Origin of the sequence: Rhodococcus sp. IEGM 1241 (assembly GCF_033142365.1) — a bacterium.
GTDB lineage: Bacteria > Actinomycetota > Actinomycetes > Mycobacteriales > Mycobacteriaceae > Rhodococcus_F > Rhodococcus_F erythropolis.
Genome location: NZ_JAWLSE010000006.1, coordinates 46,777 through 72,558 on the forward strand (window position 1 = coordinate 46,777; position 25,782 = coordinate 72,558).

Below are 25,782 nucleotides of genomic sequence, written 5' to 3' on the forward strand. Positions count from 1 at the left end.
ACTCAGCCCTTGCCGGGATGGAGCGTGCCGCACTTGTCACACGTGCGGGCTTCTTCGCTCTCGTAGAACTTGACGAACACCGGCGGAAGGTCGGCCACGATGTCGCGCACCTGAAGTTCGACCTCGTGAATCTTGTGATCGCATTCGAGGCAGTACCACTGGAACTTCTCGAGCGTGCCTTCCTTGCGGACGCGTTCGATGACCAGGCCGATGGAGCCCGCAGTGGGACGCTGCGGCGAATGCGGAATGTCTCCCGGCAGCAACCAGGTTTCGCCCTCACGAATGTCGACACGCTGAGGACCGTCCTCGGTCATGACGTTGACGTGGATGTCGCCTTCGAGCTGGTAGAACCACTCCTCGTACGGATCGAGGTGGTAGTCGGTCCGCTGGTTCGGTCCGCCGACGACCTGCACGATGAAGTCGTCTCCGAGCGCCATCGTCTGATTGTTGACAGGCGGCTGCAGCAGGTGGCGGTTGTCGTCGATCCACTTCTTGAAGTCGATGACGGGAGGAATCGTGGTCATGATGCATTCTCCGTATCTTCGGACGCTGAGCGCTTGGAGGCGGGCACGTACGCCACGCCGGAAATTTCGATGAGCAGATGCGGGTGGGGCAGTTGGTGAACAGCCACAGTCGTTCTCGTCGGACCGTTTTCGTCGAACAGTTCGGCGTACACCTCGTTGTATCCACCGAAGTCGTTCATCGACACCAGGTAGGAGGTGACCTGAACCAGATCACTGAGTTCTCCACCCACTTCGGCGAGGATTGCCGCGATGTTTTCGATGACGGCGCGCGTCTGCGCCCGAATGTCGAGCACCGTCGTCCCCATCTCGTCGACCTCGACGCCGACAAACGTGTTGTCGGGTCGACGCGAACTGGTCCCGGAGACATAGACGAAATCGCCGACCACCTTGACGTGGGGGAACTTTCCGCGCGGCTTCGCCAGCTTCTCGATGACCTGCGCCCCACTCATCGCTTCACACCTTTCACCGTGACGGTTCCGAGTCCGTCGATCGTGCACTGTGCGACGCCCTCGTCGAGTCGCACAGCTGCTGTGGCGGCACCGGCCAGAATTACCTGACCGGCGCGCAACGGAATTCGGCGTCGGCGGGCGATGTCGAGCAGTGCATGCAAAGCGCGCACCGGATCGCCGAGAATGGCCGACGTGGAACCGACTACCGTCTCGCCGCCGACCTCCATACGTACGGAACGGTCTTCGACGTTCTGTAGCGGCAGCCACCGCCCGATCACATACCCGGCAGCGCTGGTGTTGTCAGCGACGACGTCGGTGTAGGTGAAGCGGAAGTCGCGATAGCGCGAGTCGATGATCTCCATTGCGGGAGCCAGTGCATCGACGCAGGTTTCGATGTCGACGTTCGGATCGTCGAGATCGACGTCCTTCGACAGACGGTATGCCACTTCGGGTTCGATCTTGGGATGAATGAACTTCCTCAGGTCGACTTCGCCGCCGTTGCTCACGCACATCGCGTCGGTCAACTGACCGACGATCACTTCGGAGACACCCATCTGCGCCATCTTCGCTTGGCTTGTGAAGCCGAGCTTGATACCCACAATCGATTCGCCACGGCTGGTTCGTCGTTCGATGAGTTCGTTCTGAATCCGGTAGGCCTCGTCGATGTCGATGGTGTATTCGTCGGCGAGGCTCGGGGTGTCGGTGCGAGTCTGCGCAGCGTCGTCGAGGCGACGCGCGAGCGCGGATACGGTGTCTTCGGGGGCTGTCATCACGCCTCGCTCATTTCTGGAAAACTTTTGCGGTTTCGATGTTCACAGTTGCACACATACATTCGTCGGTTCGGTGTAGAAGTGCAGCGAGGACTCGCCACCCTCACGTCCGATACCGGACAGGCCCATACCGCCGAAGGGAGATCGCAGTTCGCGGGTGAACCACGTGTTGACCCAGGAGATTCCGACGTTCATCTTCTGGGCGACGCGGTGTCCACGGCGCAGGTCGTTGGTCCACACGGAGGCAGCGAGGCCGTACTCGGTGTCGTTTGCCAGGGCGATCGCTTCTGCCTCGGTCTCGAACGGGATGAGTGCTGCGACGGGTCCGAAGATCTCCTCGCGCACGACGCGATTCTTGTTGGTCAAGCCAGTCCACAGCGTCGGTTCGATCCACGATCCACCGGACAGTTCCTGTCCGAGGTCCGGAATTCCGCCGCCGGTCAGCACTTTCGCGCCCTCCTGCTCGGCGATCTCGAAGTAGTCGAGAACCTTCTTCCGGTGTGCCTGCGAGATGAGCGGTCCGGTCGTCGTCGCAGTGAGCGTCGGGTCGCCCAGACGCAATCCTGCTGCCCGCTCGACGAGTCCACCGGCGATGTCGTCGAAAATGCTGCGGTGCACGTACACCCGCTCGGTGCACAGGCAGACCTGGCCTGTGTTGGTGAACACCGACTTGGTCAGACCCGTCAACGCTTCGTCGATGTCGACGTCGTCGAAGACGATCGCGGCGTTCTTGCCACCGAGTTCGAACGAGACCGGACGGACTCGCGGCGCAACGGTTTTCATGACATGGGAACCGGTTGCCGAAGAACCGGTGAAGGTGACGCCGTCGATGCCGGGGTGCGTGGTGAGGAACTCGCCGGCGGAGTTCGCACCGAACCCGTGGACGACGTTGTAGACACCGGCAGGCAGGCCGACTTCTTCGAGTACCTCGGCAAGCAACGACGCGGTCGCTGGGGTTTCCTCGGAGGGCTTGACCACCACGGAGTTCCCGCACGCGAGCGCGGGCGCTACCTTCCAGGTCAGGAGAAGCAGCGGCAGGTTCCAGGGAACGATGACAGCGACGACGCCGAGCGGCTTGCGGATCGCGTAGTTCAGCGCCTGCTTGCCACCCGCGAGATCCGTGACAAACGATTCCTGTCCGGCCGCGGCGACGATGTCGGCGAAAGTGCGGAAGTTCGTCAGGGCGCGCGCGACGTCGAGTTCGCGTGCCTGTGTGATCGGCTTGCCGGTGTCCGCCATTTCTGCGGCGACGAACTCTTCGAATCGCTCCTCGATCCGGTCGGCGGCGCGTCGCAGCAGAGCCGTCCGCTCGCGGACCGGCGTATCGGCCCAACCGTTGTCCAGAGCACGTCTGGCAGAGGTCACGGCCCGATCGACCAGGGCCTTGTCGGCCTCGTGGACCCGGGCGAGAACACGGCCCGTTGCTGGGTCGACCTGATCGAAGCTCGACGACTCGTCGGGTTCGACATAGGAGCCGTCCACGTAATTGCGGATCCATCCGTCGCATTGTGAGGTCATGGACTAACTATTGGCCCGTGACCCATATCAAACAAATGCAAAAACTGCCGCCAGCTATACCTCGATCGGCATAGATGGCGGCAGTTCGGCTACACAACTCAACTCTTTATGTCGGCGCCGAGCGCCTCAGCGGCGCAGAATGTCGGCGCCGAGCGCCTCAGCGGCGCAGATACGCCAACTGCACGTTGACGGATTTCTCCGCCACCGGCCACAGCTTCGGGTCCACGTCGGAGTAGACGTGCTCGACAACATCGCGCACCGATGCCGACTCCCCCAACGTCGTCAGAGCGTCCCGCACCTGGGCTAGACGCTCCTCGCGGTGAGCAAGGTACTGCTGCGAAATCGCCTGCAGATCGGGCAGGTCCGGACCGTGCCCGGGAAGAACCGTCAGTCCTTCGCCGAGTGCGGCCAACGACCGCAGTGATGTGAGGTAATCCCCCAGATCGCCGTCGGAGTCGTCCAGAACTGCGGTGCCGCGGCCGAGAATGGTGTCGCCTGTCAGCACGCTCGCATCGTTCTCGATGACTATCGACACCGAGTCAGCGGTGTGTCCCGGAGTCGCGAGGATCCGCAGCTTCAGACCCGCCACCTCGATCACTTCACCGTCGACAAGCGCCGAAGCACCCCCGCGCAGAAAAGTGGGGTCGACGGAACGCACCGGAGCCGAGGTCAATTCATGGAAACGGTCCACCCCGCCGGTGTGGTCGTAGTGCCGGTGCGTGATCAATGTCAGCGCAACCGGACCGATACCAGCGACACGTTGCAGGTGTTCCTCGTCGTTGTCGCCCGGATCGACGACAACACACTCGACGCTGCCGGGAGCATGCAGAATCCAGGTGTTCGTACCGTCCAGCGTCATCATGCCCGGATTGTTTTCGAGCAAGACCGAAGCGATGTCGGTGACGCGGCGAAGCTGCGCGTAGGCGGGATGGACCGTCGACATCAGCGAACTTCGACGATCAGTTCCACCTCGACCGGAGAGCCGAGGGGAAGCTCTGCCACGCCGACTGCCGAACGAGCATGGATACCGGCGTCGCCGAGCACCTCACCGAGGAATTCGGAAGCGCCGTTGATCACGCCGGGCTGACCGGTGAATCCTTCGGCGGATGCCACGAAGCCGACAACCTTGACAACGCGAACGACGTTGTCGATGCCGACCAGGGCGTCGATGGCAGCGAGAGCGTTGAGCGCGCAGGTGCGAGCCGCAGCCTTGGCGTCGTCATCTGACACGCCCGCACCGAGCTTGCCGGTCAGCGCCAGTTTTCCGTCGACGAACGGGAGCTGACCCGACGTGTACACGTGGTTGCCGCTGCGAACCGCGGGAACGTACGCAGCAACGGGTGCCGCGACGGCGGGAAGTGCAATGCCCAGTTCGGCGAGACGCTCCGACCAGGTCTGTGTTGCCTCTGCCATGTGATTCAGCCCTTCGGACGCTTCATGTACGCGACGTGCTGCTCGCCCGACGCGCTCGGCAGGACTGCCACGAGTTCCCAGCCGTCGACACCCCAGTTGTCGAGAATTGCCTTCGGATTGTGGACCAGCAACGGAGTCACGGTGTATTCCCAGGAAGTTATTTCGCTCATGCGGTGAGCCTATCCCGCGTACATCTTCGGCCCCAGACTTATAGGCTCGCGGTGTGGTTGCATCCCAAGATGAGCTGAGCAGGACCTGGCCCGAGTCTGCGACAAAGGCCCGCCTGCACTTTGTGTCGGGTAAAGGCGGAACCGGTAAGTCCACGGTTGCCGCCGCGTTGGCGCTCGCGTTGGCCGAGGGCGGCAAGCGCGTTCTCCTCGTGGAGGTCGAGGGCCGCCAGGGAATCGCGCAGCTCTTCGACGTACCGCCGCTTCCACCGCAGGAGACCAAAGTCGCGGCCGCCGAAGGTGGCGGTGAAGTGATGGCTCTGGCCGTCGACATCGAGACCGCGTTCCTCGAATACCTCGAAATGTTCTACAACCTCGGCTTCGCCGGCCGGGCGATGCGCAAGTTCGGCGCCATCGAATTCGCCACCACCATCGCTCCCGGCCTTCGCGACGTTCTGCTCACCGGCAAGATCAAGGAGTGCGTCATCCGCACCGATCGAACCGGCAAGCGCGTGTACGACGCCGTTGTCGTCGACGCTCCCCCGACCGGACGAATCGGCAGCTTCCTCGACGTCACCAAGGCGATGGCCGATCTCGCCAAGGGCGGCCCGGTGCACTCCCAGAGTGAAGGCGTCGTTCGGCTGCTGCACTCGCCGGAGACCGTCGTACATCTTGTTGCACTTCTCGAAGCGCTGCCCGTTCAGGAAACTGCCGACGCCGCCGCAGAACTGGCGCGCGACGACCTCAACCTCGGTGCCATCATCGTCAACCGCGCCAGCCCGAGGTTCTTGCCCGAAGACCAACTCTCCGGTGCCGCTGCCGGCGATATCGACGCGGCTTCGATCCGGTCGACACTCTCGGACGTCGGCATCGATCTGTCCGACGACGACTTCGCAGGCCTGCTCACCGAGACGATCGAGCATGCCTCGGTGCTCGAAGCTCAAGAATCCAGCGCCGAGAAGCTCCGCGAGATCGACGGGGCTCGGGTGCAACTTCCCGCACTCGCCGACGGCGTCGATCTCGGTGGGCTGTACGAGCTTGCCGAATACCTCACGGAACAGGGCGTGTGATGACCGAGACCACCGAGAACGTGACGGTCGGCAGTTCCAGGACCGGCCGACGCGCAGCTCCTGCCCTCGATATTTCGGCGATCATCAAGGACCCGACGGCCCGGATCGTGGTTTGTTGCGGCGCAGGTGGCGTCGGCAAGACCACGACGGCCGCGTCCCTGGCGTTGCGTGCAGCCGAAGAGGGCCGACGCGTAGTCGTCCTCACCATCGATCCGGCCCGCCGCCTCGCACAGGCCCTGGGTGTGGCCGAACTCGACAACACTCCGCAGCCGGTGAAGCTGGGTCCCGAGGCCACGGGCGAACTGCACGCAATGATGCTGAACATGCGTCGGACTTTCGACGAGATGGTCATCGAGCATTCGAGCCCTGAGAAGGCCGAGCAGATCCTGGCGAATCCCTTCTATCAAACCGTTGCCACATCGTTCTCCGGAACGCAGGAGTACATGGCGATGGAGAAGTTGGGGCAGCTGGCGTCGAACGACGCGTGGGATCTGGTGATCGTCGATACCCCGCCGTCGCGCAATGCGCTCGACTTCCTCGACGCCCCGCAGAGGCTCGGCACATTCCTCGACGGACGGATGATCCGGCTGCTCTCCGCACCCGGCCGTGGCCTGACCAGGCTCGTCGCCGGCGCGATGGGATTGGCACTGAAGGGTGTCTCCACCATCGTGGGAAGCCAAATGCTTTCGGATGCATCGGCATTCGTGCAGTCGCTCGACTCGATGTTCGGCGGTTTCCGTGAACGCGCAACGAAGACCTACGAGTTGCTACGTCAGCCGGGGACTCATTTCCTGGTGATCGCAGCGGCCGAACCCGACGCTCTGCGCGAGGCGGCGTTCTTCGTCGATCGCCTTGCGGGCGACTCGATGCCGTTGGCCGGTCTGGTTCTCAACCGCACGCACCCGACATTGACGGCTCTGCCTGCCGATCATGCGGTGACCGCCGCCGACAAACTGGAAGCGAAGGAAAGTGCGACCGAGGCCGAAGCCCTCACCGCAGCCGTTCTCCGCATCCATGCCCATCGGGCAGTGATCGCGAAGCGGGAGATCGCCTTGCTGAGTCGATTCACCGCAGCTCACCCGAGGGTGCCGCTGATCGGTGTTCCGTCGCTACCGTTCGAGGTCTCGGACCTCGAGGCGCTGCGCGCGGTGGGAGATCAGCTCACTCGTAAGGGCTGATCCCCCCGATCGACCTGGATCAGACTGCTGAGTGATGCTGGCGCTGGTCTTCGAAGAACTCGGACCAGGAGTCGACGTCGGGGTGCTGCTTGAGCAGTGCACGGCGCTGACGCTCGGTCATTCCGCCCCACACACCGAACTCGACACGATTGTCGAGAGCATCTGCTCCGCACTGCATGAGGACCGGGCAGTGACGGCAGATGGTGGCCGCCTTGCGCTGCGCGGCGCCACGAACAAAAAGTTGGTCGGGGTCGACCTCGCGGCATCGTGCCTTAGTTACCCAGGCAATTCGTGCCTCGGCCTGCTCGATGTCCAAACGGCTACTCGGGGTGGCTGTGTACATTCTGGGTCCCCTCTACAAAGTCTGACCGTCGCCATAGGGCGAGCAGCGCACCATCTCAACCGTCCCCGCGGTAGCACGGTGAAAGCTGAGACACATTCGTGATCGAGTGTTACATCGATCACACTGATCACAATTTAGGTAAAGAACGGCCCTAACGCAAGACGCTCGGGAGCATTTTTTGGTACGGCAGTACAAAGCGCGTGTTCAGAAGGTTTTGAACACCCCCAAAACACTGAAACCGGTTCCAATGGGTGGGCACACGTACTCTGTAGATCGTGTCGATTGCAAAAACAGTGGCGAAGCTCGCCGGAAGCTCCGCATTGGCGGGTGTCCTGGTCGCAGGGGTGATGTTCCCAGTGGCGGGCGGATTCGGATTCGCGTCCAACCGCGCCGCCGATACCGTCGACAACGTCTCGGCCGAACTGGTCGAAGGCACGGTCCCCGCGGTGTCCACCATGGTCGATGCGGCAGGCAATCCCATTGCCTGGCTCTACGACCAACGACGCTTCGAAGTCCCGAGCGAGAAGATCTCCAACAACATGAAGTTGGCGATCGTCTCCATCGAGGACCGTCGGTTCCCCGACCACAAGGGCGTCGACTGGCAGGGAACGCTGCGTGCCTTCCTCACCAACACGACGACCGGTGAAGTGCAGCAGGGCGCGTCGACACTCGATCAGCAGTATGTGAAGAACTACCAACTGTTGGTCGTGGCCAAGACGGATGCCGAGCGCCGCGCTGCCATCGAGACCACCCCGGCCCGAAAGATCCGCGAGATCCGGATGGCCCTGACGCTGGACAAGGAACTCACGAAAGACGAGATCCTCACCCGGTACCTCAACCTCGTACCGTTCGGCAACGGATCCTTCGGCATCCAGGACGCCGCTCAGACCTACTTCGGCGTCGATGCCGCAGATCTGACCGTTCCCCAGTCGGCGATGCTTGCCGGCATGGTTCAGTCCAGCTCCGCACTGAACCCGTACACGAACGTCGAGGGCGTGACCGAGCGTCGTAACACCGTGCTCGACACCATGATCACGAACATTCCGGATCGTGCCGACGAGTTCCGTGCGGCCAAGGAAGAGCCCCTCGGCGTCCTCGAAACCCCCAACAACTTGCCGCGCGGCTGCATCGCTGCAGGCGATCGCGGATTCTTCTGTGACTACGCACTGAAGTACCTCTCGGATGCCGGAATCACCCGCGACCAGATCAACGAGGGTGGTTACCTCATCAAGACCACTCTCGATCCGCAGGTCCAGGCGTCCACCAAGGCCGGACTGAACGCGAACGCGAGCGCCAACCTCGACGGCATCGCGAACGTGATGAACGTGATCAGGCCGGGCCAGGATTCACACAAGGTCATCGCGATGGCCAGCAGTCGCACGTACGGACTCAATGCCGACGCCGACGAAACCGTCCAGGCGCAGCCGTACTCCCTTGCCGGTGACGGTGCGGGTTCCGTCTTCAAGATCTTCACGACCGCTGCGGCGATGGAGAAGGGCCTCGGCATCAACGCGACCCTCGACGTGCCCAAGCGCTTCGAAGCCAAGGGCATGGGTAGCGGTGGTGCGGCAGGCTGCCCGGTCTCGACGTACTGCGTGGAGAACGCCGGCAACTATCCGCCGACACTGTCCGTGACCGACGCCCTGGCACAGTCCCCAAACACCGCTTTCGTCAAGCTCATCGAGGCGACCGGCGTCACGCCGACGGTCGACATGGCTGTCCGCCTCGGCATGCGCTCGTACGCCGATCCCAACACCTCGGGCTTCGACGAGCGCAGCATGGCCGACTTCCAGAAGGAACAAAACCTCGGTTCGTTCACCCTCGGCCCCACCTGGATCAACCCGCTCGAACTCTCCAACGTCGCGGCCACTCTCGCCTCGCACGGCAAGTGGTGCCCGCCGAGTCCCATCGATTCGGTCTTCGACCGCTACGGCAAGCCGGTGGCCGTCACCGAGCAGGGCTGTGAGCAGGTCGTCGAGCCCGGCTTGGCAGACACACTCGCCAACGCCATGAGCCGTGACGACGTCGGCGCCGGTACGTCTGCCGGTGCTGCAAGCAGTGCCGGATGGAGCCTGCCGATGTCGGGCAAGACGGGTACCACCGAGACCCACAAGTCCTCGGCGTTCCTCGGCTTCACCAACAACCTCGCTGCGGCCGTCTACATCTTCGGCGACTCCCCGACGCCCGGCGAGATCTGCTCGAGCCCGCTACGCCCCTGCTACAGCGGCAACCTGTACGGCGGTACCGAACCGGCGAGATCCTGGTTCGCGGCAATGAACCCGGTCGCCCACAACTTCGGGCCCACCTCACTGCCTCCGATCGACGAGAAGTACGCACGGGGATCGCAGAACGGCCAGGTTCCCGAGGTTGTCGGCCTGAGCCAGTCGGCGGCGACGTCGAGGTTGCAGGCGTCCGGCTTCACGGTCAATTCCGTGACCACGGCGTCCGGAGCACGCGCGGGAACGGTCACCGGAGTTTCGCCGTCCGGGTCCGCGATCCCGGGTTCGACCGTCACGATCTACATCAGTGACGGTTCCGTAAGGGCTCCGGCAGCACCCGCATCCCCGGCAGCTCCAGCAGCTCCGGCACCGGGCGCGACTCCCCCGGATGCGACTCCGCCGGGAGGCGAACCCGCACCGCCTGCGGGGACCCCGCCGAACTGACGGCTCTGAAAACAAGAACGGCCGCGATCTCCGAGAGACTCGGAGTTCGCGGCCGTTTTCGGTTTCCGGTGGCGCGCTTCTACAGGCGGGACTTCACTGCTGCAGAGATGCGTGCGCCATCGGCCTTGCCCTTGGCCAGCGCGCTGGCGGCTTTGATGACCTGGCCCATCTGACGCATACCCGGACGCTCACCGAGCTCCTCGGACACCTGAGCGAGGGCGGTGTCGACGACGTCGACGAGTTCGGCGTCGGTCAACGGCGTCGGCAGGTACTCGTCGATGATCTGAGCTTCGGCGCGCTCTTTCGCGGCAAGTTCTCCGCGGCCGTTCTCGGTGTAGATCTCGGCCGATTCGCCGCGCTTCTTCGATTCCTTTGCAAGGACTTTGATGATTTCTTCGTCGGTGAGGACCCGTGCTTCCTTACCGGCAACCTCTTCGGTCTGGATGGCTGCCATGAGCATCCGAAGGGTGGCTGTACGTAGCGGATCCTTCGCCTTCATGGATGCAACCATGTCGGTTCGGAGGGTGGCTTTGAGCGATGGTGTCGTGTCGGACATGGTGGAAACGTTACGCGCTCGGCGTTTCGAGCGTGCCGATAGTTACCTCCGCCCGGACACAATTCTCTGTGGAATAGCTGTAAAAGGCGGCGAGAGCGACGCAGAAGAACGCCACACCCGTATCCTTGAGAGGTGTCTTCCCAGTTCCGCACCAATCTGACCCGCACCGCACTTGGTGCCGCGGGCGCCGCTGCACTAGGGATCGGGTACGCATCCGGCATCGAACGCAATGCATTTGCACTGCGTGAGGTGACGATGCCAGTCCTGGCGCCCGGTTCGTCGTCGCTGCGGGTCCTCCATCTCAGCGACCTGCACATGATGCCGAACCAACGGTTGAAACAGAATTGGTTGCGTGAGCTCGAAGGCCTCGACCCCGACCTCGTGGTCAACACCGGCGACAACTTGTCGCATCAGCGCAGCGTCCCGGCAGTGGTCCAGGCGCTCGGTGATCTGTTGGCTCGGCCAGGTCTGTTCGTCTTCGGCAGCAACGACTACTTCGCTCCGAAACCGAAGAACCCACTGAGCTACATCTTCAACAAGGACAAGCGCATCACCGGGGATCCCCTCCCCTGGGGCGATCTGCGGGCCGCATTCACCGAACGTGGATGGCTGGACATGACCCACGTGCGCCGCGAACTCGAAGTGGCCGGTATTCGCATCGCGGCGGCCGGAGTCGACGACCCGCACCTGAAGCGTGATCGCTACGACACCGTCGCCGGAACACCCAATCCCGTCGCCCAGCTCAAGCTTGGTCTGACGCACTCGCCCGAACCTCGAGTTCTCGATCGGTTCGCCGACGACGGTTACGACCTTGTGCTCGCCGGCCACACGCACGGTGGTCAGCTGTGCCTTCCGTTCTACGGCGCGTTGGTCACCAACTGCCAGATCGATCGATCCCGGGTCAAGGGGCCGTCGAAGTGGGGCGCGCACACCCAGCTGCACGTCTCCGCGGGCATCGGCACTTCGCCGTGGGCGCCGGCGCGCTTCTGCTGCCGCCCCGAGGCAACTCTGTTGACTCTGGTTCCGGCCACCAGGCGCGAACCGGAGCACGTCTCCGCACACAGTTCCGCAGAGTCTCCAGCGTCGGTTCTACGCAACTGACCTGCGGATTTAATGTCAGTCGACTCGGTAATGTAAGCTAACCGAGGTTCGACACGGGGTGTGGCGCAGCTTGGTAGCGCGCTTCGTTCGGGACGAAGAGGTCGTGGGTTCAAATCCCGCCACCCCGACAGTGAAGAACAGTAATCGAGGCCCTTCCGCTCACGCGGGAGGGCCTCGATTGCGTTGACGATAAGGTGAAGCCGTGGCATCCCAACCAGACTTTGCGCACAACGACATGGCGAGCCGTAGCCGACGCGAGAAAGCCGTCGGCCTGGCCAAGTTCGCCTGGGATCGCGATATCAGTAGCGCAGAGTTGCTCGAGATGCCCGACGATCGGCTGCGCAAACTCGCGCGGGCGGCCGGCGCCAATCCGCCGAGCACGCGGGAGACCTGGACCATCGCGGCCGGACTGCTCGACGAGAAAACCGGGTGGGCAGCCGCTAACCCTGACCGTCCCGAAGCTCGGCGTGAGCATCCGGACGAGAAGATCATGTGGGTGAAGAAGCCGATCGAGCCCTGGCTGTGACAGCCGAGTTCAGCACAGCTGTGACAGCCGAATTGAGCGGAGCTGTGAAGCGGTGATCGGGCAGGTTGATGAGGTGGTCGTCGACTGCTCGTCTCCTATCGCACTGGCGAAATTCTGGGCCGGAATCCTCGGCGGACAACCAGTGGAGCGAAACACCGCGTGGGCGTTTGTCGACCCTCCAGGATGGACCCGCCTCGCGTTCCAGCGCGTACCGGAATCCAAGCTGACGAAGAATCGTCTACACATCGACGTCAGCGTGGATGACGTCGTCGCTGCAACCGAGGCCGCCGAGCGCCTCGGCGCAACTCGGGTCGGTACTGTCCAGCAGGACCCGGCCGGTACCTTTCAGGTGCTGCTGGATCCAGAGGGAAACGAGTGGTGCGTCGTCCGAAGTATCGGAAGGTGATTCACACTCCCGCTACGGTTTCGCGAGCCCAACGGTAGTCGGCCTTCCCACTGGGTGAGCGGAGGATGCTGGGTACCAGCACGATCGACCGGGGGATCTTGTACCCGGCGACGTGGGTGCGGCAGTGCTCCGACAATGATTCCGTCGCAACATCTTCGAACCCCGGCCGAACCTGCACGACAGCGGCAACCTTCTCACCGAATCGTGCGTCGGGCGCGCCCGCTACCAAAGCGTCGAAAACTGCCGGGTGAGTTTTGAGCGCCTGCTCCACTTCTTCGGGGTAGACCTTCTCGCCGCCGGAGTTGATGCACATCGAACCGCGCCCGAGCAGCACGATGGTTCCGTCGGCTTCCATCGTGCCCATGTCCCCGAGTACCGCCAGACGCACCCCGTCGACGACAGGAAAAGTTGCAGCAGTCTTGGCGGGGTCGTCGAAGTAGGCCACGGGGACATGGCCGGCCCTGGCGATGAAACCGGTTGTGCCCGAGCCTGGTTCGATGCGACGAAATTCGTCGTCGACAAGAATCATGTTGGGGTTGGATCGAATTCGCTTTGAACCGTCCTCACCGAATTCGACGACGCCGTCGTTGCCGGATTCCGAAGCACCGAAGGCATCCTTGATCACCAGTCCCGGTAATCGGGTTGTCAGTTCTGCCTTCAGGTTCGGGGAGAACAATGCGCCACCCGACCCGATCAGTTTGAGAGTCGAAAGGTCGTAGCGCCCTTCGCTTGCAGCGATGGCGTCGGCGATCGGCCGAGCAATCGCGTCGCCGACGACGGTAATTCCGGTGATCTTCTCGGCCTCGACCAGTCGCAACACTTCCATCGGATCGAAGCTGCGGGTCAGTACTCGGGGCGCTCCCATGAGGAAAGCCGTGAGCAGCGAATAGATCGCGGCTCCATGCATGAGCGGCGGGATAAGTAGCAGCACAGTTGGATTGGTGTTCGCCACGGCCGCATCCACAACCTCTTCGAGGCTCCGACGCGGCGGCCCGCTGAGGTTCGCTCCGGACAGCGCGGCGAAGAAGAAGTCCTCGTGCCGCCACACCACGCCCTTGGGCATTCCGGTCGTGCCGCCGGTGTAGATGATGAAATGGTCGTCGTTGCTTCGCGGGCCGAAGTCGCGGGTATCAGTCTGCGCGGCAAGGGCGTTCTCATAGTCGTCGCCGACGATCAGCACGTGGGAGATCTCCGGACACTGCGGAACCACGGCCAATGCCGTCGGCGCGAATTCCTCTTCGACGAGTAATGCCACCATTTGAGAGTTGGTGTAGATGTACAGGAGTTCTGCATCGGTATAGCGGAAGTTGACGTTGATCGGCACTGCTCTGATCTTCACGCAAGCCAGGAGCGCTTCGACGTACTCGACGCAGTTACGCATGTGAATACCGACGTGCTGCCCCGGCTCGACGCCGACGGACTGCAGATGATGTGCGAGTCGGTTCGATCGCAGTTCGAGTTCGGCGTAGTTCAACCGCGCGTCTTCCAGAATCAAGGGAACCCGATCGGGGATCGCATCGGCAACGGCCTCGAACAGATCGGCAATGTTCAGGGTCATCGAAATCCTCACTACACGCGTCTTCGCTTACCAGTACAGGTCTTTCGCGAAGCTAACACGTTGGTCGCACCCTGTAGTCCGAATTGCGTAGCGGTCCCGCTGAGCGAGACCTGACGCGCTGCTCACCTGGCATCAACGGTGCGGATACCTCTCTGACCAAGCCCGATAGCCGGAAGGTAGGGTAGCCTAATGCATTCACGCACCACTCTCCGGAGCCGCACGTCGGTCCGGGTCGCCATGCTTGCCCTGGCGACTGTTTTTGCCGCTACGGCCTGCGGTTCTTCCGACGCCGGCGGCAACGCAAACGGCAACACCGATGTCGCAACCGGCGGCAAGCTGTTCAGCACCGCCGACACGGAAACCGCGAAGCTCGGCAGCGATGCTGCGCCCGGCGAGTTCCCACGCACCATCACCCATGCTCTGGGCGAGACCACCCTCGAGGCCAAGCCGACCCGCGTCGTCGTCCTCGACAGTGGCGAACTCGACGAGGTCCTCTCGCTCGGGATCACCCCGGTCGGCATCGCCAGCCCGGAAAGTGCCGCCGGTCAGCCGTCGTACCTGGCTGACAAATTGGTCGGCGTCCCCGATGTCGGCACGACCAACAACCTCAACCTCGAGGCGATCACCGCACTGCAGCCAGATCTGATCCTCGGCAGCAAGTTGCGCCAGGACAAGCTTTACCCGCAGCTCGCGGCAATCGCGCCGACGGTCTTCAGCATCCGCCCCGGCTTCCCGTGGAAGGAGAACTTCCTCCTTGCCGGTGACGCACTCGGCGAGGAGACCAAGGCCGAGCAGGTTCTCAACGACTACCAGACGCACGCGGATCAGGTCCGTGAGTCGATCGACGGTTCGCCGACGATCTCGCTGGTTCGCTTCATGTCCGGGAAGCTGCGCCTGTACGGCAACCTGTCGTTCATCGGCGTCATCTTGAAGGACGTCGGCCTGCCACGCCCGGCGATCCAGAACATCAACGAGTTGGCCGTCGAGGTCAGCCCGGAAACGATCACCGAGGCAGAGGGTGACCGAATCTTCTACTCCAGCTACGGAAATCCCGCAGACACCGGTCAGACCACCGTTGTCGCCGGTCCGCTGTGGGCAAGCATGGACGCAGTCAAGGAAGGCCGCGCCACCGAGGTGAGTGACGAGACCTGGTTCCTGGGCCTCGGCCCGACAGGCGCAGGCCTGGTTCTCGACGACCTGCAGGCCAAGCTCGGCAAGTAGCCGTCACCGACACAGAAAAAGCCGCCCGACTCTCCGGAGTCGGGCGGCTTTTTTGTTCAGCGGTTGTCCTGCTCGAGGTGTTCGTTCATCGTCGAGTGCAGGTCGACGAGAAATTCCTCGAATCGACTGAGCAGTTCGGGCGGGTATTTCTCCATCATGGCGTCGAGTCGCACGGCAAGTGGACCGAAGAACTCGTCCGCGAGGTCCTGCACATGCGCACTGCTGTGCAGCGTGACCACGCGACGGTCTGCATTCTCACGGGTCCGGACGATATGTCCCGCCTTCTCCAGGCGGTTGAGCAACGCGGTGGTTGCGCCCGACGTCAGCGAGATCCGCTCTCCGAGGCGGGCGGGCGAGAGCGGCGCCCCCTTCTCCTCGGCAGCTGTGATTTCCATCAAGGCAGTCGCGTCGGTGGAATGCAGGCCGAGCCACGACGCAAATCGATGACTGAATTCGGTGAACGTCCCACCGTACGCGCGGAATTCGTCCATCAGCCGCTCCCGCTCCACGGAGATGTCGCGCGGTGCTTCCACCCCGTGATCCCACCTTTCCTGTGCCAGACGGCGGCCGGTCGAGCCCAGCGCGCACGTTGACAACTTACCGCCTCAAATATACCTTCACTGTGAAGTTACTTCACAATGGAGGTTTATTCGTGAACATCTCACCCACCACTCGGAAGTGGTTGGGCCTGATCGCCATCGCACTCGGCGTGGCACTGATCGTCGTCGACACCACTATCGTCAACGTCATAGTTCCCTCGATCATCGAAGATCTCGGGATCAACTCCGTTCAGGCTCAATGGATCCAAGAGTCCTACGCAATCGTGTTCGCGGCGCTCCTGCTATTGGTCGGCAGAGTTGCGGACCTGGTCGGCGCCCGTCGCATCTTCATCGCCGGTGTCGTCGTGTTCGGCGCAACGAGCCTACTGGCCGGACTGGCACCGAACGGCGGCCTGCTCATCCTGGCGCGATTCCTGCAGGGCGCCGGCGCGGCCATGATCCTGCCCACCTCACTGTCACTTCTGAACGCGATGTTCACCGGCAAAGCCCGCGGCCAGGCCTTCGCAGTCTGGGGTTCCACCATCGGTGCAGCCTCCGCTCTCGGCCCATTGCTCGGCGGCTGGCTTGCCGAACATGCCTCATGGCGTTGGGCATTCGGCATCAATATTCCGCTTGCTGCGCTCATTCTGATCGGCGCAGTGCTGTTCATCGCGCCCTCACCCCGCACCGCTGGACGCATCGACGCCACCGGAGCGGCACTGTCCATCGCCGGCCTGGGCCTGCTCGCCTTCGGACTCGTCGAGGGACGAACGTACGGGTGGCTGACGACGAAGGAACCCTTCGATCTATTCGGTCTTTCATGGTCCAGCGGCCCGTCGCCGGTTCTGGTGGCGCTGGTTCTCGCCGTTCTGTCGCTCGGTGCGTTCGCTTACCGTCAAACCATGCTCACCCGCAGCGACGATCCGTCGCGGGCACTGATGGACGTACGGTTGTTCTCCATCTCGTCGTTCCGCAACGGCAACATCGCGACGCTGATCATCGGGCTCGGCGAGTTCGGAATCGTTGCGGTGCTTCCTCTCTGGCTCCAGTTCACGCTCGGATACAGCGCACTCCAGGCAGGGCTCGCACTGGTTCCCATTGCCATCGGCAGCTTTGTCGCCAGTGGTGCGAGCTTCGGGCTGGCATCGAAGGTCTCGCCGTTGGGCTTGGTCCGTATCGGCCTGGCTCTCGAAGCGCTCGGTCTCGCCGGTCTCGGATTCATCGCTGCGACAGACAGCCCCTGGTGGACTATCGCCGCAGTGCTGTTCTTCTACGGAATCGGCGTCGGTTTTGCGACTGCCCAGGTGACCAACGTCGTGCTCGAGGAGATTCCCGAGCAGAGCGCCGGTCAAGGCTCCGGCATTCAGAGCGCGTTCCGCCAACTCGGATCCGCACTGGGCATCGCTGTCCTCACCACGGTCTTCTTCAGCACTCTCAATTCGACGCTGAACAACGACCTCACCGGATCCGGTGTCGACCAAGCTCAGGCTGATCAGTTGACGCGGGCAGTCACCGACAGCGCAGGCGCCGCCATCGACTCGCTGGCCGGTTCACCGAACACTGCCTTCGTCGCCGACGCTGCCCAATCTGCGATGACTCACGGCATCACACTCGGCGGATACCTTGCGGCCGGATTTGTCGTGGTGGGCCTGATCGCCACGGCGCTCATCCCGAACAAGCCTGCCCCGTCAAACGAGGAGGAAACGAAAGCAGCAGCCGACGTCGCCTGACGGTCGGATCGGTGCAGTACGGTGCCGGTATGCGATTGCCCTGGTCACGGTCATCACAGTCACGGTCAGCACAGTCACGGTCAGCACCGGGGCTCAGTGAGGCCGACATCGTCGCCGTACGTGAGCAAGCACGCGAACTGGTAGTCCCAGGTTTCGCGACGTTCGACGAAATCTGCGAAGCCGCCCGAGACTGTGTCGAGGGCGGCTTCGAGAACGACGAACTCGGCAGACAGATCGACGCAGTAGTGCGTGAGGTCTGGGACCGAAGAGTCGAGGAGCAGACCCAGTGGACGGCTCCCGGAGACTTCGAGCGCCTCTCCGCAGCCTTCGCCGAACTCGAACGCAACGGCATCGTGGCCCGGATGAACTTCACCTGCTGCATGCAGTGCGGCACTACCGAAATCGACGACGAACGCACGCCGTCCGAACCCGACGAGAACGGGTATCCCTTTGTCCAGTGGGCGTACACGTTCTTCCACATGCAAGATGCGGAGCGTCTCGGCGACGAGCCGTCCGATCTCTACTTGTCCTACAGTGCGTTTCGTCCGGCCCACGATCTCGATCCCGCGCTGGTCTCCGCCGCGTTCGACGGCGACGAAACCGCCAAGGCACAGATGATCGCGCACACCGATCAGACCGTCGGGCGCCAGGTAGCCGACGCACTCCGAGCCCAGGGACTGAGCGTCGACTGGAACGGTGACAACAATCAGCGCATCCGCATCTCCGACGTATGTTGGCGCAAACCACTACCGCAGTAGGAGATTCAGCTGGGTGGCAAGACGCGGTCGAGGAACGTATTGCTGAAGACGCGGTGCGGGTCGTGTTCGTCCAGAGTGGCGAGAGCGAAGTCCCAGTTCCCGTCGCCACCGGCACGGAAGGTGGCAGGCACTGTACTGGTGAGGAATTCGTCGTCCTGGTACGCCGCCTGATCGGTGAATGCCCACCCCTTGGACCACTCCGGACGGAAAGTCGCGTAACCGCCGGAGTAGTTCGCGACCATCCACCGTTCCATCTCGCGAAGGAACGCGGGCAATCCCGCGGTGCCGGGAATCGAGACCACGTTCATCCAGATCGCCGTATCCCAGTCCTGACGATCCGCCCGGGGCCGCACCGCTGACAGATCCGGCACGCCGGCGCTGTCGACAAGGACTTCGCCACTGTCATCGACACCACAGAGACGCACTTCGAACGGCATGTTGACGGGATACTGCCCCAGCGACGCGTAGTGCGTCATTCGCTCGTTCAACCAACTCGTCATCTCGTGGACGACTCGGCCGATGTTGGACCGCTTGGTGATCACCGCGCCGCCGCCCGCTACTACGCGCAACGTCGTGTGCCGCAGGTAGAACAGAACATCTTTTGACCAGCCCCACAGATCGTCGGTGTCGGTCAGCGCCAATCCTGCTGCTACAGCTCCGAACTGAGAGGCGCCGAACAGCGGTGTCGCAGCTTGAAGGCCTTGCGCCACCATCCCCAACGGGGTGGTGACTTCTTCGGGAATCGCGTCGGAGAAGAAGTAGTTGTACGGCCCGCTCACCTCTCGGGACTCCGGTGGTTTGACCGGGGTCGGCGTCCAGACCTTGAGCCACGGTGTTTGCGTGAACGGGAACCAGATCGCCTCCACCCGTCCGGATTTCTCGACAAAACTCTCGTAGGTACGCCCTGGCGAACCGGGAGCAGCAAAGAGTTCTTGCCACGGAATGTCGGTGAAACTCTGGCACCGCAGCCGATAATTCTCCCCGGCTTGCAGCGTCACGGAGGTGACGAAGGTTCGGCCCAGGTGAGTCAGGAAAGCCGTGATCTCGTCATCTGATCGGTGAAAAGTCTTCAGCGCGTAGCGATTGCTGCCTTCGTCCCACGCCACCACCGTGATCTCGGTGATCAGGTTGCTCAGCGAACCATACGACTGGCCAGGGGTGATCGTCTCCCCCACCGCCGGATAGGTTGCCCCGTGAGCACCGATCGCCAGCGCGCCGGCGATGGACAGCTCACCGATCGCCGGAGAGTTGGCCCACCCGAGCCCCTCGCGCTCGAGCGCTGTCAGAATCGCTTCGATACTGGCGCCGGCGCCCGCCGTGACTGTTGCGGGCGTGCCGTGCTGCACCACAACCGAATTCAAGTTCGCCATCGTATCGACCAGCAGAACTCGATCCGAAGGCGCGCCGGGCACCACCGTCAACGGACTCCACCCGTGCATCGTTCCCTTCGCACGCACTGTGTACCCGTTGTCGAACGCCCAGTTGGCGAGGGTGACGACGTCGTCGCTGTGACGCGCCGTCGCCGTCCACACACTCTCGAGCATGATTTCTCGCGACCAGTTCGCGTATGCCTGCTGTGACAACGGAATGTCCGACGGAAATCCGGGCGGTGGCGCGATGGTCGATGCCGAGCCCCAGGGAACAGCTCCCGCCGGTGCCCAGGAAATACCCGCGAGAGCAGCTGCGCCGACACTCGCTGCGAGAAATCCGCGCCGGCTCACACCGTTTTCTCTCGAGCTGTGCTCCGCCTTGCGCTCTGCTTGATGCACCACTGCTCACTCCGTCAGCCGACTCGGTTCATGTCAGGGACGAACGTAGAACAAATATGATTACGATGCCAGTGGTTCCGTAATAAAAGATTTAGATGCTCACTGCACCATCGGAGCGAAGACGGCGTAGATCGCTTCCGGGGCGCCGTCGAAAGCACTGATGATCAACCAGGCAGTCAGGACCGTCAGCGCCGGCCCGATCAGAATCTTCTCGAAGTTCCCACCTGCGCGGATGGACAGAAATGACGGCAGCCGTTGTTCCCACCACCGCTTGCCGCCGAGCGGAATCAGGGGCGCGAGAAACGGCACCCCTTCCTTGGTGATCGCATCGCCGAGACAGTGTGTGGCGCAGCCCAGTGCCACTGCAACACCTAGCCCGGTGGATCCGGCCTCACTCGGATACCACTGCCAGGTGAGGGCCGAGAGCACCAACGCAACGGCGGAGACGGCGAGCCACCCCTTCTCCTTGGCCAATTCACCCGCCAATCCTCGGATCGCCAGCCCGAGGCAGAAGAACAGCGTGATGATGATGGCGGGCTTCCCGAACTGAACAACCAGCGCCGAGACCCCGGCCCCAAGACCGGCGGCAAACAGCGCGGTGTGCGTGAGCGTGCGATGCCCACCACGACGCTTGCCGTCCTTCTTGCCTTTGGTGATGCGGTAGAAGGTCACCGAAATTGCGTCGATACCTTTGGCCAGCGCTTTGCTGAGCGGACCGAATGATCGGGAAACCGTCGACTGACCGGTATCGAGGTCGGGAAGCAAGGCGGCTCCCGCGCACACACCGGCAAAGGTCAAGGTTTCAGCGGTGGATGTGGGCCCTCCCCAATCGAGAGGCAACAACTCTGCAACCACCAACCCCACAGCAGCACCGGACATCGCGTGGGTGGGGCCCATGACCATGAAACACAACACCTTTCGAAACGCGCCCCGCATCAGGCCGTACCGCACCCTCTGCAAGACACCACACACATGACGCCGTCGGCGACGGTCTCGGCATGCTCGCCGAGACCGCCCCGAACGTAGCAAGTGCTACCGACAGGGTTGACCAACCTCCGGACCCGGTTGAGTACGGCCGTACCGTTCCAGGTCAAAGCGGTTCATGCGGAGCTTTTTTCGCTCGTCAGCCCGCAGCAACCGCGCATGACAGGGCAACGCCTTCCTCCAGCGGAGCGACGCCTGCCATGTTGAGCACCTCTGCCGGAACACCCTCGATCGCCGGAGCCCATTCGACGGTCGGCAACGCCGGCACCCCTTCACGCGCAATGAATGTCGCGGCGTCGCCAGGGACTTCGATCGTGATTGCGGCTGTACCCGCCTCCTCGGCGCGCACAACCTTGCCCTCGTCGATGAGCTTCTGCAGTTCCTCGTCGGAAATCGGCGTCGCGGCACCACACGCTACTTCCGGTGCCACACCCGCCTCTGACGGAGCGGTCGCGATCGATCGCACCGCCACCGGCGACCCTTCGGAAATCGGGTTGGAAGCCCAGGCGATTCCCGGCGCCACGGCCATACCGAGGACCGCCACCGACGCCACCACCACACCGGTCCGGCTGGCCCGCTTGCCGTTCACTTTCAATCGCGTCATCGTTGTTCTCCTTGATCGAACGTTCTCGAATTCTCGGCGCGGTCGCATCCGAGAAACCCGAGGTTATGAAGCCAACACTGCAGATCTGTTGTCGGTTTCTTAGGAGTTGATGAGAATGCGGCGGCCCTCGCTCCGAGCGAGGCCCCAGGTCGCAATCCGATGGCACCATGGCTGGAGTGAGTACACGCGAGCGCATCCTGATCGTTGACGACGACGCGAAGGTTCTGAATTCGCTCGAACGTGGACTCCGATTGTCGGGCTTCGACACGGCAACTGCCGTCGACGGACGATCGGCCTTGTCATCGGTGAACAAGCAATGCCCGGCCGCACTCGTTCTCGACGTCAACATGCCCGGCCTCGACGGCGTCGGAGTGGTAACCGCCCTGCGCGCGATCGGCAACGAGGTTCCGATCTGCGTACTCAGCGCCCGAAGTTCCGTGGGTGACCGCATCGCGGGGCTGGAGGCGGGCGCCGACGACTACCTCACCAAGCCCTTCGAATTGGCCGAGCTCGTCGCCAGACTGCGCGCATTGCTACGACGCACGACGCGAGCCACTCCGTCGGTCGACCATCCGATCACGGTGGGACCGCTGACGGTCGATCTCCGTGGCCATCGAGCACACATCGACGGTAGGCGAATCGAGCTCACCAAAAGAGAATTCGACCTGTTGTCGGTACTCGCCGAGCATGCCGGTGTCGTACTCAGTCGCGCACAACTCCTGCGACTCGTCTGGGGTTACGACTTCGCGGCCGACACCAATGTCGTCGACGTCTTCGTCACCTACCTACGCAAGAAACTCGAAGTCGACGGGGCGCCCCGCGTGATCCACACGGTGCGCGGAGTGGGCTTCGTCCTGAGGGCCGAACGATGAAGCGGCCGCTGTCACTTCAGACCCGGGTAGCCATCGCCTCGGGCCTGGCCGCCGGAATCGTGATTGCCGCGATCGGAATTGCGTTCGCGGTCTTCTTGCGCGTCAACGGATCCGAACAACTCGAACGCACTCTCGATTCCGTCACCCTGGGCGTCGCAGCGAGTGCGCCGAGCCCCCTATTCATCGAAACACCAACTGCAACCACAGAACCATTCGTGGTCAGCCCTGGATTCAACGCCACGACCGTCAGCGCCTTGGCTACCACTGATGTTCGCAGTCGGGATGTTCTCGTGCCCGGCGACAGCGGCGCCGCACTGGCCGTCAGCATCCCCGAAGACCCACTGACCCAGGCAATCCGTGAGCAGCAGTTTCAAGTGGCCGCTGCGGCAGTGGTCGCCATCCTTGCCGCGGCCGGGCTCGGCTGGTTCCTCACAGGCCGAGCCGTCCGGCCTCTACAGCAATTGACCGAGACCACCAGTTCGATCGGCAACAACCTCGACGTCGAAGGACTCTCGCGCCGGGCACCGTCGGTGCGCGGAACGCGCGAAGCCGAAGAACTGTCGGAGGCAATCCACAGCATGCTCAGTCGCATCGAAACCGATAGAAGCCGCACCGAAGAGGCGTTGGAGTCGGCACGCGATTTCGCTCGCGTCTCCGCCCACGAACTACGCACACCTCTCACATCGATGCGTACCGATCTCGAAGTTCTCGCAACACTGGATCTCACGGAAAGCCAACGCCGCGAACTGTCCAGCGAGTTGTTGGAGGCGCAGCGCCAGATCGAGCGCACCCTGACCGATCTCGAGACGCTCGCCCTGGGTGAAGTGGCCGATCCGGAGGATTGTGCCGACGTCGATCTCGTGGAGGTTGCCGATCGTGCCGTCGCTGACGCAGGCCGTCTGCACCCTCAGGTCGACGTTCGTTTGAAAGCACCGGAAGAACTTTCGGTTCAGGCCTTTCCCGCGGGCATCCGTCTGGTGTTGACCAACGCCGTCACCAACTCCGTTCGGCACGGCAATGCCGACGAAGTCGAGATCACCGTCCGATCAGGGGCTGCCACCGGTTCGGCGACGGTATACGTCGACGACAACGGCACCGTGATCGCGCCGTCGGAACGCGAAGCGATGTTCGAACGATTTGTTCGTGGCACCGGCGCCGGAAGCGGTTTGGGGTTGGCCCTCGTCGCGCAGCAGGCGCGACTGCACGGCGGTAGCGCGCGACTCGACGCGAGCCCCCTCGGCGGAACTCGATTGATTTTCTCGATCAACCCAATTCGACGTGCAGAGCCTCGAGCAGTGGCTTGGCTGCCTCGTCGAAGAATCGGTCTTGGGTATCTCCACCGATCTGTACCAACGCCACATCGGTGAACCCGGCATCGGTGTACGCCTTGACTGCCTCCACGATGACATCGAGATCAGGGCCACACGGAATACTTTCCGCCACATCCTCTTTGCGCACGAACTGAGTCGCACCTGCGAAACTCGCCGGTGTGGGTAGTTCGGAGTTCACAGACCACCCTCCACCGAACCACCGGAACTGCTGATGAGCGCGAGCGATCGCCGTGTCGCGATCAGGATCCCACGAGATCGGAATCTGACCGATGGTCCGGCCTGCTGGAGCCAACCCGTACGCCCGGCCGTGAACGTGCTTCCACTGGTGCACCAGATCCGAATCCGGCTGCACGGCAATCAGATCATCGGCCATCGGACCGAAACGCTCGACAGACTTGTCGCCGGACATGGCCAGCGCCAGGGGAACCGGGTTCTCCGGGAGATCCCAGATCCGCGCGGACTGAACGTCGAAGTACTCCCCCTTCCAGCTCACCAGATCTCCGGCAAGCAGTGCGCGAATGATGCTCACTGCCTCCTGCAGCATGTCGTGCCGGGTGTCGACGGACGGCCACCCCTCACCGACCACATGCTCGTTCAGGCTCTCGCCACTTCCCAATCCCAGTGTGAAGCGCCCGTCCGCGAGGATCTGCATCGTCGCGGCTTTCTGCGCGACCACGGCAGGGTGGTACCTGACGGTCGGACAAGTCACATACGTCATCAACCCGACTCGCTCGGTGGCATGGGCAACTGCTCCCAGCACCGACCAGGCGTAAGGCGCATGCCCCTGCTCGGTCAGCCACGGCGAGTAATGATCACTCATCACTTCGAAGTCGAAGCCGACTTCTTCGGCCCGAACTGCATGGCGGACCAGTTCTTTCGGGCCGGCCTGTTCGGTCATCAAGGTATAGCCGAATCGTGCCATCACTGATCAACTCCCGGTATCTTGGCCTGAAACGAGTTCGGAAATCACACTGCCGTCGAGGTGGTCGAGAAGGTCGCGGGCGTCGTCGTACACCTCCGCCGCACCCGCGCCGTCGAGTTCGTCGGTCGACATGCCGCCGCTGCGCACTCCCACAGCCACAACGCCTGCCGATGTCGCCGCCTTCATGTCCCAGACGGCGTCTCCGACCATGACCGCATCGCCCGCGTCGACACCTGCCTTCGCGAGCGCGATTTCGATCAGGTCCGGATCAGGCTTGGCCTCGTCGACGGATTCCGAAGAGGTCGCGGCGTAGATCATTTCGTCGATGTCGAGCGTCTGGCGCAACAACTCCAGTTCGTCGTCGGGCGCCGAGGTAGCGAGCACGACGTGCAGTCCGAGCGAGTGAACTCGGCGGATCAATTCGCGCGCTCCCGGCAGTACTCGGAGACGGTCAGCCGACTGCCGGTAGTACTTGGTGTGAAGTTCCTTGGCCCGTGGCCCGCACCCGTCGATGTCTTCGCCGAGCAACGTCTCCAGTAGTTGGTCGCCGTCCATACCGATGCTGCGGTGCACCCGCCAGGCGTCAACCGGGCGACCCACCTCGAAGAAGGCTCGTGACCACGCTTCTACATGCAGATAGTTGGAATCGACGAGCGTTCCGTCGATGTCGAAGAGAACTGCACCTGCTGCCATGGGAATTGACTGCCCAACACTTCCGTTCGCGAAACTTGTGCCCCGAGCATTCCCCGCTCGAGAAGCGGATCATGGAGAGTGCGAACAGCAGAAGTGCACGTCGAACAGGGGTGTCGT

The 25,782-nt window shown here is 62.9% G+C and carries 27 protein-coding genes and 1 tRNA gene; 12 read left to right on the forward strand and 16 right to left on the reverse strand.

Translation table 11 applies throughout. From position 1 onward, the window contains the following. Positions 1 to 2: 2 nt before the first annotated feature. The 7 genes from R4P70_RS24335 to R4P70_RS24365 form a co-directional block, all read right to left on the reverse strand. Entirely contained in the window at positions 3 to 524 is a 522-nt protein-coding gene (locus R4P70_RS24335) for a 3-hydroxyanthranilate 3,4-dioxygenase (protein ID WP_003943511.1), read from the reverse strand. Further along, positions 521 to 973 (reverse strand): RidA family protein, encoded by a 453-nt coding sequence (locus R4P70_RS24340; RefSeq protein WP_113683536.1) that lies wholly within the window; start codon positions 971 to 973, stop codon positions 521 to 523. The genes R4P70_RS24335 and R4P70_RS24340 overlap by 4 nt, the downstream gene beginning before the upstream one ends. Further along, positions 970 to 1,743, reverse strand: a complete 774-nt coding sequence (locus tag R4P70_RS24345) for a fumarylacetoacetate hydrolase family protein (RefSeq protein ID WP_317832196.1) — start codon at positions 1,741 to 1,743, stop codon at positions 970 to 972. The genes R4P70_RS24340 and R4P70_RS24345 overlap by 4 nt, the downstream gene beginning before the upstream one ends. Positions 1,744 to 1,785: 42 nt before the next feature. Continuing rightward, on the reverse strand, positions 1,786 to 3,261 hold the full coding sequence (locus tag R4P70_RS24350; protein ID WP_317832198.1) for a 2-hydroxymuconic semialdehyde dehydrogenase: 1,476 nt from the start codon (positions 3,259 to 3,261) through the stop codon (positions 1,786 to 1,788). A gap of 157 nt (positions 3,262 to 3,418) precedes the next feature. After that, the gene (locus R4P70_RS24355) at positions 3,419 to 4,204 is read right to left on the reverse strand and encodes an MBL fold metallo-hydrolase (RefSeq protein WP_029254328.1); all 786 of its coding nucleotides are present in this window, start codon (positions 4,202 to 4,204) and stop codon (positions 3,419 to 3,421) included. Beyond that, positions 4,204 to 4,674: a RidA family protein gene (locus tag R4P70_RS24360; protein ID WP_019746608.1), complete on the reverse strand. Its 471-nt coding sequence runs from the start codon at positions 4,672 to 4,674 to the stop codon at positions 4,204 to 4,206. The genes R4P70_RS24355 and R4P70_RS24360 overlap by 1 nt, the downstream gene beginning before the upstream one ends. A 5-nt stretch (positions 4,675 to 4,679) precedes the next feature. Continuing rightward, positions 4,680 to 4,844: a hypothetical protein gene (locus R4P70_RS24365; RefSeq protein WP_003943454.1), complete on the reverse strand. Its 165-nt coding sequence runs from the start codon at positions 4,842 to 4,844 to the stop codon at positions 4,680 to 4,682. Between the two features lie 53 nt (positions 4,845 to 4,897). On the opposite strand from R4P70_RS24365, the gene R4P70_RS24370 reads away from it, so the two are divergent. Continuing rightward, positions 4,898 to 5,911, forward strand: a complete 1,014-nt coding sequence (locus tag R4P70_RS24370) for an ArsA family ATPase (RefSeq protein ID WP_019746607.1) — start codon at positions 4,898 to 4,900, stop codon at positions 5,909 to 5,911. Beyond that, entirely contained in the window at positions 5,911 to 7,089 is a 1,179-nt protein-coding gene (locus R4P70_RS24375; RefSeq protein WP_029254327.1) for an ArsA family ATPase, read from the forward strand. The genes R4P70_RS24370 and R4P70_RS24375 overlap by 1 nt, the downstream gene beginning before the upstream one ends. Positions 7,090 to 7,108: 19 nt before the next feature. On the opposite strand, the gene R4P70_RS24380 is transcribed toward R4P70_RS24375, so the two are convergent. Beyond that, on the reverse strand, positions 7,109 to 7,432 hold the full coding sequence (locus R4P70_RS24380) for a WhiB family transcriptional regulator (protein ID WP_019746605.1): 324 nt from the start codon (positions 7,430 to 7,432) through the stop codon (positions 7,109 to 7,111). 293 nt (positions 7,433 to 7,725) lie between these two features. Here R4P70_RS24380 and R4P70_RS24385 point away from each other — a divergent pair, with 293 nt between their 5' ends. After that, positions 7,726 to 10,095 carry a transglycosylase domain-containing protein gene (locus R4P70_RS24385; RefSeq protein WP_317832633.1) on the forward strand — a complete coding sequence of 790 codons (2,370 nt, stop codon included), beginning with the start codon at positions 7,726 to 7,728 and terminating at the stop codon, positions 10,093 to 10,095. Between the two features lie 79 nt (positions 10,096 to 10,174). Here the strand turns inward: R4P70_RS24385 and R4P70_RS24390 are convergent, their stop codons facing one another. Then, entirely contained in the window at positions 10,175 to 10,651 is a 477-nt protein-coding gene (locus R4P70_RS24390; protein WP_003943491.1) for a GatB/YqeY domain-containing protein, read from the reverse strand. 132 nt (positions 10,652 to 10,783) lie between these two features. Between R4P70_RS24390 and R4P70_RS24395 the strand changes: the two genes are divergently transcribed. From R4P70_RS24395 to R4P70_RS24410, 4 genes are all read left to right on the forward strand, one after another. Further along, positions 10,784 to 11,752 carry a metallophosphoesterase gene (locus R4P70_RS24395; RefSeq protein ID WP_003943461.1) on the forward strand — a complete coding sequence of 323 codons (969 nt, stop codon included), beginning with the start codon at positions 10,784 to 10,786 and terminating at the stop codon, positions 11,750 to 11,752. Positions 11,753 to 11,806: 54 nt separating this feature from the next. Further along, positions 11,807 to 11,880, forward strand: a tRNA-Pro gene (locus R4P70_RS24400). A 74-nt stretch (positions 11,881 to 11,954) separates the two neighbouring features. After that, positions 11,955 to 12,278 (forward strand): hypothetical protein, encoded by a 324-nt coding sequence (locus tag R4P70_RS24405; protein ID WP_317558876.1) that lies wholly within the window; start codon positions 11,955 to 11,957, stop codon positions 12,276 to 12,278. A gap of 52 nt (positions 12,279 to 12,330) precedes the next feature. Beyond that, positions 12,331 to 12,684, forward strand: coding sequence for a VOC family protein (locus R4P70_RS24410; protein WP_029254326.1), 354 nt, complete (start codon positions 12,331 to 12,333; stop codon positions 12,682 to 12,684). Between the two features lies 1 nt (position 12,685). On the opposite strand, the gene R4P70_RS24415 is transcribed toward R4P70_RS24410, so the two are convergent. Continuing rightward, entirely contained in the window at positions 12,686 to 14,242 is a 1,557-nt protein-coding gene (locus tag R4P70_RS24415) for an acyl-CoA synthetase (RefSeq protein ID WP_317832203.1), read from the reverse strand. 189 nt (positions 14,243 to 14,431) lie between these two features. Here R4P70_RS24415 and R4P70_RS24420 point away from each other — a divergent pair, with 189 nt between their 5' ends. Continuing rightward, entirely contained in the window at positions 14,432 to 15,463 is a 1,032-nt protein-coding gene (locus R4P70_RS24420; protein WP_030535687.1) for an ABC transporter substrate-binding protein, read from the forward strand. A 56-nt stretch (positions 15,464 to 15,519) separates the two neighbouring features. Here the strand turns inward: R4P70_RS24420 and R4P70_RS24425 are convergent, their stop codons facing one another. Beyond that, on the reverse strand, positions 15,520 to 15,996 hold the full coding sequence (locus R4P70_RS24425; RefSeq protein WP_020905958.1) for a MarR family winged helix-turn-helix transcriptional regulator: 477 nt from the start codon (positions 15,994 to 15,996) through the stop codon (positions 15,520 to 15,522). Positions 15,997 to 16,115: 119 nt separating this feature from the next. Here R4P70_RS24425 and R4P70_RS24430 point away from each other — a divergent pair, with 119 nt between their 5' ends. Then, positions 16,116 to 17,732, forward strand: coding sequence for a DHA2 family efflux MFS transporter permease subunit (locus R4P70_RS24430; RefSeq protein ID WP_149357823.1), 1,617 nt, complete (start codon positions 16,116 to 16,118; stop codon positions 17,730 to 17,732). Positions 17,733 to 17,761: 29 nt separating this feature from the next. Then, positions 17,762 to 18,490: a DUF6891 domain-containing protein gene (locus tag R4P70_RS24435; protein WP_317832208.1), complete on the forward strand. Its 729-nt coding sequence runs from the start codon at positions 17,762 to 17,764 to the stop codon at positions 18,488 to 18,490. A 5-nt stretch (positions 18,491 to 18,495) separates the two neighbouring features. On the opposite strand, the gene R4P70_RS24440 is transcribed toward R4P70_RS24435, so the two are convergent. From R4P70_RS24440 to R4P70_RS24450, 3 genes are all read right to left on the reverse strand, one after another. Next, positions 18,496 to 20,262 carry a cholesterol oxidase substrate-binding domain-containing protein gene (locus R4P70_RS24440; RefSeq protein WP_317832210.1) on the reverse strand — a complete coding sequence of 589 codons (1,767 nt, stop codon included), beginning with the start codon at positions 20,260 to 20,262 and terminating at the stop codon, positions 18,496 to 18,498. Between the two features lie 96 nt (positions 20,263 to 20,358). Next, the gene (locus R4P70_RS24445) at positions 20,359 to 21,162 is read right to left on the reverse strand and encodes a metal-dependent hydrolase (protein WP_317832212.1); all 804 of its coding nucleotides are present in this window, start codon (positions 21,160 to 21,162) and stop codon (positions 20,359 to 20,361) included. 220 nt (positions 21,163 to 21,382) lie between these two features. Then, entirely contained in the window at positions 21,383 to 21,847 is a 465-nt protein-coding gene (locus R4P70_RS24450; RefSeq protein WP_029254320.1) for a hypothetical protein, read from the reverse strand. Between the two features lie 167 nt (positions 21,848 to 22,014). Between R4P70_RS24450 and R4P70_RS24455 the strand changes: the two genes are divergently transcribed. Together R4P70_RS24455 and R4P70_RS24460 are read left to right on the forward strand one after the other, a co-directional pair. Continuing rightward, a complete protein-coding gene (locus tag R4P70_RS24455) occupies positions 22,015 to 22,719 on the forward strand; it encodes a response regulator transcription factor (protein ID WP_003943475.1) in 705 nt (234 codons plus the stop codon). Next, entirely contained in the window at positions 22,716 to 24,086 is a 1,371-nt protein-coding gene (locus R4P70_RS24460) for a HAMP domain-containing sensor histidine kinase (protein WP_317832214.1), read from the forward strand. Before R4P70_RS24455 ends, R4P70_RS24460 begins: the two co-directional genes overlap by 4 nt. Here R4P70_RS24460 and R4P70_RS24465 read toward each other — a convergent pair. Beyond that, a complete protein-coding gene (locus R4P70_RS24465) occupies positions 23,983 to 24,972 on the reverse strand; it encodes an LLM class F420-dependent oxidoreductase (protein WP_317832635.1) in 990 nt (329 codons plus the stop codon). The two genes, R4P70_RS24460 and R4P70_RS24465, sit on opposite strands and share 104 nt — an antisense overlap. A gap of 6 nt (positions 24,973 to 24,978) precedes the next feature. Next, complete coding sequence (locus R4P70_RS24470; RefSeq protein ID WP_317832216.1) at positions 24,979 to 25,665, reverse strand: HAD family hydrolase; 687 nt, start codon at positions 25,663 to 25,665, stop codon at positions 24,979 to 24,981. Positions 25,666 to 25,782: the final 117 nt, after the last annotated feature.